The organism is uncultured Oscillibacter sp. (genome assembly GCF_910579365.1).
Taxonomy (GTDB): domain Bacteria; phylum Bacillota; class Clostridia; order Oscillospirales; family Oscillospiraceae; genus Oscillibacter.
Genome location: NZ_CAJTUX010000090.1, coordinates 1 through 7,801, shown reverse-complemented (window position 1 = coordinate 7,801; position 7,801 = coordinate 1). Strand labels below are relative to the sequence as shown.

6 protein-coding genes are annotated in these 7,801 nt (G+C 59.7%); 3 read left to right on the top strand and 3 right to left on the bottom strand.

The genetic code is table 11. The annotated features are described in order from the left end of the window. The 3 genes from QZ329_RS14000 to QZ329_RS13990 form a co-directional block, all read left to right on the top strand. A partial coding sequence (locus tag QZ329_RS14000; RefSeq protein ID WP_295753618.1) for an ATP-binding protein occupies positions 1–487 on the top strand: 487 nt, incomplete at its 5' end. Positions 488–497: 10 nt separating this feature from the next. Then, positions 498–2,072 (top strand): response regulator, encoded by a 1,575-nt coding sequence (locus tag QZ329_RS13995; protein ID WP_295753617.1) that lies wholly within the window; start codon positions 498–500, stop codon positions 2,070–2,072. Positions 2,073–2,488: 416 nt separating this feature from the next. After that, positions 2,489–4,126, top strand: coding sequence for a solute:sodium symporter family transporter (locus QZ329_RS13990; RefSeq protein ID WP_295753616.1), 1,638 nt, complete (start codon positions 2,489–2,491; stop codon positions 4,124–4,126). A gap of 221 nt (positions 4,127–4,347) precedes the next feature. Here QZ329_RS13990 and QZ329_RS13985 read toward each other — a convergent pair whose 3' ends face one another. The 3 genes from QZ329_RS13985 to QZ329_RS13975 form a co-directional block, all read right to left on the bottom strand. Then, the gene (locus QZ329_RS13985) at positions 4,348–5,058 is read right to left on the bottom strand and encodes a Bax inhibitor-1/YccA family protein (RefSeq protein ID WP_295753615.1); all 711 of its coding nucleotides are present in this window, start codon (positions 5,056–5,058) and stop codon (positions 4,348–4,350) included. A gap of 74 nt (positions 5,059–5,132) precedes the next feature. Beyond that, positions 5,133–6,797, bottom strand: a complete 1,665-nt coding sequence (locus QZ329_RS13980) for a peptide ABC transporter substrate-binding protein (RefSeq protein WP_295753614.1) — start codon at positions 6,795–6,797, stop codon at positions 5,133–5,135. Between the two features lie 187 nt (positions 6,798–6,984). Beyond that, positions 6,985–7,801: HAD family hydrolase (locus QZ329_RS13975; protein WP_365352198.1), on the bottom strand; the 817-nt coding region annotated here is incomplete at its 5' end.

The window sequence follows — 7,801 nt, the reverse complement described above, 5'->3', positions numbered from 1 at the left end:
GGCCTGCATCAACAAGAAGGGGGCCTTCCTGACTGTGGCGGAGGATATCCGCATTTTGGAGCGCTACATCCGGCTTCAGGAGTTTCGGTATGACGGGCAGTTCTCGATTCAATATGAGATTGATCCCGGCGCCAGGGGCTGTCTGGTGCCCCGCCTGGTGCTTCAGCCACTGGTGGAAAACGCGCTGCTCCACGGGCTGGACATGAAGGCGGAGGGCGGAAAGCTGGTGATTCGCGCCCAAGCGGCGGAGGGCGTCTTGTATCTGAGCGTGGACGACAACGGACGGGGCATGACGCCGGAGCAGATTGACAGCCTGCTGCACAGCGAGACCCGCAAAACCCGGGGGCTGACCGCCGTCGGCGTGCCGAACGTGCGGGACAGGCTGAGGCTGTATTACGGGGACCGGGCGGGACTCCGCTATCAGAGCGGCGAATCCGGAACAACGGCGGTGATCCACATGCCGGCGGTCCCGGAAGGAGAGCGGTAGGAGGATGCGTATGAGAAAGGTCCTGATCGTGGACGACGACCATCTGGTGCGGAGTTATCTGAACATCCTCCCTTCCTGGGAGCGGGCCGGTTTTCAGATCGAGGCCGGCGCCCGGGACGGCGAGGAGGCTCTCAGCATTCTGGAGAATACGGAGATCGATCTTCTGATGACCGACATCTCCATGCCCCTTCTGGACGGAATTGAGCTGATTCGGAGGGTACGCCGGACCAACCGGCAGGTCTATATCATCGCCCTGAGCTGCCATGACGAATTTACCTATGTGAAGGACGCGTTGAAGGAGGGGGCGGACGACTACGTTCTGAAGAACACGCTGAACGAGGATTCGCTCTATCGTCTTCTGGAGGCGGCCGCCCAGCGGATGGAGGAGCGGCAGCGCCAGCAGGAGGAACAAATTCACATCCGGCACCTGGCGAAGGCGGGGGACCACCAACTGAAATACGCGTATTTCAGCAAGGTCATCGGAGAGTCCATAGACCCCCGGGAGGAGGAGAGGGAGCGTCTCCGCGCCGGGCTGCGCCATCCCTACCGGAACTGCGGAGCGGTCTGCATGCGCCTGGAATCCTGGGAGGGGGAGGATGGGAGCGCGCCTCATCCCGGGCGGCGGCGGTACTGCCAGGAGTTTCTGCGCCGCCTGCCCGAAGCGGCGGACCAGCTTGCGGACGGCGGCGGGCGGCTTGCGGTTGTGTATTGGGGAAAGGGGGTCTTTTATGGCTTCCTGGATCTGTCCGACCTCCGGGAGGATCATTTGATGCGCCAGCGGCTGATGGACGCGGCGTTGTGCTGCCACAGGATCTGCGGTCAGGAGCCCTATCCCTATGCCGTGGGCGTCAGCGGTCCGTGTTTGGGGGGAGACGCCGTCCAGACGGCTTACCGCCAGGTAAACGAGCTGATGAAGCTCCGCTTCTATGAGCGGCGGGAAATTTTGTACTACGACGCCGAGAAAAAGGCCGGAACACAGGTGCCGGAAGAGGCGAGAGCCCTGCTGGCCAGGGCGGAGGAGTACCGCTATCTGGGAGACCGGGAGAGCTTTTTGGAGGCCTGCATGAAGGCGGCCGGCCAGTTTGAGCGAAAACTTGTGGACGAGCGGCTGGTGCGGCTGTGGCTCCAGGAGCTGGAGCTAAAAGTGGGAATCTCCCCCGAGGAGGGTGAGAAGCGGCTTGTCGGCATGGAGCAGGTCTATCGGCGACTGGAGCGGGACGCGAAGCGGCTGTATCAAGGCAGGGGGGGCCGGATTCCCGAGAAGGTCAGCCGACCGGTGAGTACGGCGGCGGCGTTTGTGCAGGACCATTATAAGGAGCCTGTCGGACTGACGGAGGCCGCCCAGGCAGCGGGGGTCAACCCCACCTATTTGAGTTACCTGTTCCGAAAAGAAATGGGAATCGGGTTTTCCAATTACCTGCTGAACCGGCGGATTGAGTGCGCCATGGCGCTTTTGCGGGAGACGAATATGAAAGTACGGGAGGCGGCGGAGCAGTCCGGCTTTCACGATTACCATTACTTTGCCAAGGCATTTAAGAAGATTAACGGCCTCAGTCCGGCGGAATACCGGAAGCAGGCGGAGTGAACGGACGTCCCGGAGGGGACGTCCGTCGGCGTGTCAAAAAACGCAGAAGATTAACGCAACGGGAAGGAAGAGAGTTACGAGAGGAACCCCGGAGGGGTTCCTTTCGTTTTCAATCAGAAGTTTTTCAAAACTTTTTTAGAGTTTTGAAAAACTTGCGCAGGCTGGCGAAAATACGTTTTCGACAGCCTGACGGACGTCCCGGAGGGGACGTCCGTATTCTTTGGCCCTAAAAAAAAGACACAAAAAGCCAGATGGGAGAAAATCCGATGTTCCCGCCAAAGAAAACACCCGGAAACCTAAAAAAATTCCAACACCGGCAACCGGATTCTTCTTGTATAATGTGACTATAAAGGAGGACTTACAAAGAACCACATATAGGGAAAGTGTGGAAAACAGAACAGAAAGGGGTTCAATTCATGCTGCTGACGATCATTGAATTTGTAGGATTTACCGTATTGGTTGCGGTGCTGTCCTGGTACAAGACCAAGGACGAGGACTTGTCGTCCAAAGAGGGGTACTTCCTGGCCGGACGGGGTCTCCCGGGCATTGTCATCGCGGGGTCGCTGATGATGACCAACCTGTCTGCGGAACAGCTGGTCGGTACAAACGGACAGGCGTTTTCCGGCTCTATGAGCACCATGGCGTGGGAGGCTACCTCCGGCTTTGCCCTGCTGGTGCTGGCTTTTGTGATACTGCCCCGGTTTCTCAAGGGCGGCATCGCGACGATTCCGCAGTTTTACCAGATGCGCTATGATACATTTACCATGCGAATGTTCTCCTGCATGTTCCTGGTGGCCTATGTGGTGACCATGCTGCCCACCATCCTCTATTCGGGCTCCGTGGCTCTGGTGAAGATTTTTAACATCGAGGAGATTTTCGGCATCAGCTATTTCTGGGCTATCCTGATCGTCTGCTTCTCCACTGGCATCATCGGCATGGCCTATTCGGTATTCGGCGGTCTGAAGGCGGTTGCCTATTCCGACACGATTAACGGCGTGGGCCTGATTATCGGCGGCTTTGCGGTGCCGATTCTGGGTATCTTCGCCCTGGGCAAGCTAGGCGGAGGCAGCGGCAGCTTCGGCGAGGGCCTGCACTATCTGCTGACCACCACGCCGGAGAAGATGAACGCCTGGGCGGAGCCCACCTCCGTGGCGCCCTATGTGCCCTGGCCGCTGCTGTTCACCGGCATGTTTGTAAACAACATGTTCTACTGGGCCACCAACCAGTCCATCATTCAGCGTTCCCTAGGCGGCAAGAACCTGGCGGAGGCCCAGAAAGGCGCGATCTGGGCGGGCTTTTTCAAGTGCCTGGACGTGCTGGTCATCGTGCTTCCCGGCATCATTGCCTATCAGCTGCTGACGGCCCAGGGCGCGATTGATACCTCTGTGGGCTCCGCCGGCGACCAGGCGTATCCTCTGCTGGTGCTGGAGGTCATGCCCCCGGCGATCATGGGCTTCTTTGCCGCCGTGATGTTCGGCGCGATTCTGTCCTCTTTCAACTCCGTGCTGAATTCCTCCTCCACCATCTTTGCGCTGGATATCTGGCAGCCTATCTGGGGCAAGAACGCGGACGCGGAGAAGACGGTGAAGATCGGCAAATACTTCGGACTCATCGTGGGCGTCGTCGCCATCTTCATCTCCCCCTTCGTCATGTACTTCGGCACCGGCATCATGAACTTCATCAACGAGTGCTGGGGCTTCTTCTCCATGCCCATTCTGCTGGCGGTGCTCTTCGGCCTGCTGAGCAAAAAGGTTTCCCCCATCGCGCCCAAGATCACGGTGCCGGTACATATCGTGATCTACGGCGCCACCAAGGTCATTCCCTTCTGCCAGAAGTGGCACTATCTGTATTGGGTGTTCTTCTGCTTTGTGGTGGAGGCCATCATTTATCTGATCTGCATCAAGGTCTGCCCCCGGAAAACCGATTGGGAGATGCCCGATGCGAAGGTTATGGATATGTCCGCCTGGAAGACCGGAAGGCTCTGGGCTGCGGTGGGCGTCGCGGTGATCGTTGTAATGTACATTGTCTGCTCTCCGCTGGTGCTGGGAGCCTGAGAGCGGTTGGAGAGGGCTCTTCCTCCCTCTGTCTGGGGCTTCGTCCCCGACTTTAAAACTTTGCAGCACAAGCCCCCTGCCGCGTGTAAGCGGCAGGGGGCGGTTCATTTTAGGGGAGAAAATTTCTTTCGTCTTAGAAAACCTGCTCAGGCTGTCGAAAGTCTTTTCGGCAAGCGAAAAGGCCGGCGCAGTCACACTGCGCCGGCCTTGGAAATGTGGGGTTACTTTTTCTTTCCCAGGAAGCGGAGAAGATACAGGAACAGATTGATGAAATCCAAGTACAGCTGAAGCGCGGAGTAGATGGACGCCCGCTCCAGCATGGCCTGGTCGCCCTGGTAGGCGTCGTAAAGAGCCCGAATTTTCTGGGTGTCATAGGCGGTAAAGCCCAGGAAAATGGCGATGCCGATGAGGCAGACCACCCGGTCCATCATGCCCAGAGGCAGGAAGAGGGACAGCAGGCCGCAGACGATGAGGAAAATCAGTCCGCCCACCAGAATGGGACGAAGGCGGGTGAGGTCCGTTTTGGTGCGGTAGCCATACAGTGCCATAGCGCCGAAGTAGACGGCGGTCATGGCGAAGACCAGGATCAGGCTCAGCATGCTGAAGATCAGGAAATAGGCGGAGAATACCACGCCGTTCACCGCCGCGTAGACAAAGAACAGGGCTCTGGCCGTTCCAACCTGGAGCGTGTGAAGCCGGGCGGAGAGGAACAGCACCACGCCTAACTCCACCACCAGAAGAACGATGTGGAAATAGGGGATGGCAAAGACGTAGAGAATGGTCCCTGTGGCGTAGCCGAAAAAGGCCACGGCAAAGGTGGTCAGAAGGCCCAGGAACATCCAGAAGAAGGCCTTGGCGGTGTAAACGCCGATGGGCTCTTCTGTATAGGCCCCCAGACTTTGATCGTTGTATTCAACTCCGTTTAAACGCATGAGGAATCCCTCCTTTTAGATTTTTTCCATCATAGCACATCACTGCTGAAATGTCCAGTGGAGAGAGAGGGTTTTCAGACGGTTCGGGTGATGACGCTGGAAAAGCTGAACCAGCCTCTGGGGTCCCGGAAAGCTCCGGTAAGAGTCTCCCGCAGGTCCCAGGCCGTGCCCTTGGTATACAGCGGAGCGCAGGCGAAGTCCATCAGCAGCAGCGCCTCCGCGTCGTGGAGGCAGCCCATTCGGGCGGTGCCGTCGGCGGCTCCGGCCACAATTTTCATCAGGGTGTCATAAGCGCTGTTTTCGTATGCGATCAGGTTTTCCCGGCTTCCGGTGGTCCAGGCCGTCAGGAAGCATTCCGCATCGTTGGCGGAGGCGGTGAGCTGCAGTCCCGCCAAGGTGTATTCCCCGGACCGCAGAGCGGACATCAGGCCCCGTTCGCTGAGTCCTTTGGGGGTGACCTGGACGCCCAGGGCGTCCTGCCACTGCTGGCAGAGGAGCTGGGCGACAGCAGCGTTGACCTCGCTGTTGAGGTACAGATATTCCAGCTGGCCCAGATTTGCGCCGCTGTCATAGCCGGTCTCCTCCAACAGAAGGCGGGCCTTCTGGCAGCGCTGCTCATAGCCCTCCGGGTCGTTGTCCAGCAGGGCGGCGCTGAGGGTACGGAAATCCCCTTCCTCGTTTTCCGGCACGCCGGGGGGCACTACGCCCTCCGCCGGAAGAGCCGCCGCTCCCGCCGCCTGCGCCAGGGCGGCGCGGTCGATGACAAGGCTCATGGCCTCCCGAAGCGCCGGGTCGGCGAAGAGCTCTGAGGCGCAGTTAAAGAGGGCGGTGTAGGTGGCAAGCTCCGGCAGGGGGGACCACTCCGGGTCCTGAGCCAGCTCGGTGAGCTGGCTGTCCGGCAACGGCCATACCGCGTCCACCGTTTTGTTCTCGTAAAGGGACCAAGCTTCTTCCGCAGAACCGGCAAAATGGAAGGTGATGCTCTGGGGACCGGGCTGGGCGGCATAGTAGCGGCTGTTGGATTCCAGGCGGAGAAGACGCCCCTCCTCCTGGGCGGCGATGATGTATGGGCCGTTGGTCACCAGCTGGGTGGGGTCCCCCTCCCACCAGGATTTTTCACCGGAGGCGGCCTTCAGCTTCTGAACCACGTCCTGCCGCAGAGGCATGGTGGCGGGGGAAGTGCAGACCTCCTTCAAAAACCAGTCATAGTGCCCGTTTAATACCACCACCAAGGTGCTGTCGTTCTTCGCCGTGACCTGGAGAAGGCTCATGTCGCCGGAGGCGCGGGCCTCCTGAAAGCCCTGGACCACGGACAGAAGGTCCGCGTACCGGGAGCCGGTGGCCGGGTTGGCCAGCCGCTGCCAGGCGTAGACAAAGTCTCCGGCGGTGACGGGCTGCCCGTCGGACCAGCGGGCGCTGCGCAAACGGAAGGTGTAGGTGACGGCGATGGCGCCGTCCTTGGTCTCCTCCTCCTGGTCCACGCTCTTGGCCATGCCGCTGACGACGCTGGTTCGCCCGGTGCTGTCCGCCGTTACCCGCATAAGATTTTCATAGAGATGGGCGAGAATGGTCTGTCCCCCGGCGTCCTCGGCGTAGATGGGGTCCAGAGAGTCCGGCGCGCCGCCGGCACAGGCGGCCATGGCCAGGCCCTCGCCGTCTCTGGCGCAGCCGGAGAGCAGAGAGATGCAGAGGGCCGCCAGCAGCGGCAGCGCCGCGAGGCGTTTGACGAGCTGTTTCATAAAACCTCCAAAGACGGCCGGATAGGGACCGTCTCTCTTTTATCATAATGAATGCCGAGCGCCCTGGGGCAAATTGGCAGACCTCTATTATAAGGAATTTCACCTGCCTTGTAAAGGTAGGTGAAACAAAAAAGTAACAAATATGACAAAAATTAAAGAACCGTTCAAAATTTGGAAACCCTATGATTTACAGCGTCTCCAAAATCTCCGCCACAGTCCGGCAGCGGGAGGAGAAGCGGGCTCGGAGCTCCGGCGCGGCGTTCTCCATCAGATAGGAGCGGCCCGCCCGCTCCAGGAGGGAGACGTCGTTGTAATTGTCTCCGAAGGCCATGACCTCTCCCAGGTCAATGCCCAGGATTTCGCAGAGGCGCTGGACGCCAAGGCCCTTGTCTGCCAGAGTGAAATCCAGCCAGACCGCTCCGGCCACGGCGCAGCGGAAATGTGCGTTCCATTTGGGAAAAAGGGCTTCCTTTGCGGCTTCCACGCCCTGGGGGCAGTAGGCGGATACCTTGACAATGTCCTCCGGCGTGTCCTCCGGAGCGGGAAGGACCGCGGTGCGGTTGCCCAGGAACCAGCGAATCTGGTCCTCCAGGTCCGGAGTTTTGGGGCAAAGATAGCTGACGTCGGCCCCGGAGATCAGCACCTCCGTCTCCGGCAGGGCCAGGATGTCCCGGCACAGCTCCTCGGAGAGGCGGCGGTCCATGACGGTTTTGCTGAGGATGGGTCCGGGACTTCCGGGACCGTAGACCACCGCGCCGTTCTCACAGAGGAAGGGGACTTTATCCGCCACCGGGGCAAAGAGCTGCCGGAGGCTGGTATACTGCCGCCCGCTGGCGGGGCAGAAGAGGATTCCTTTTTTCTCCAGGCGGTGGATGTGGTCAAAAATTTCCAGCGGAATCTCCGAGGCTCCGTTCTGGAGCAGGGTTCCGTCAATGTCGCTGGCGATGAGGCGGATCATGAGGGATACCTTCGTTCTTCTTGGGTGGGAACGGCGTCCGGGGCCT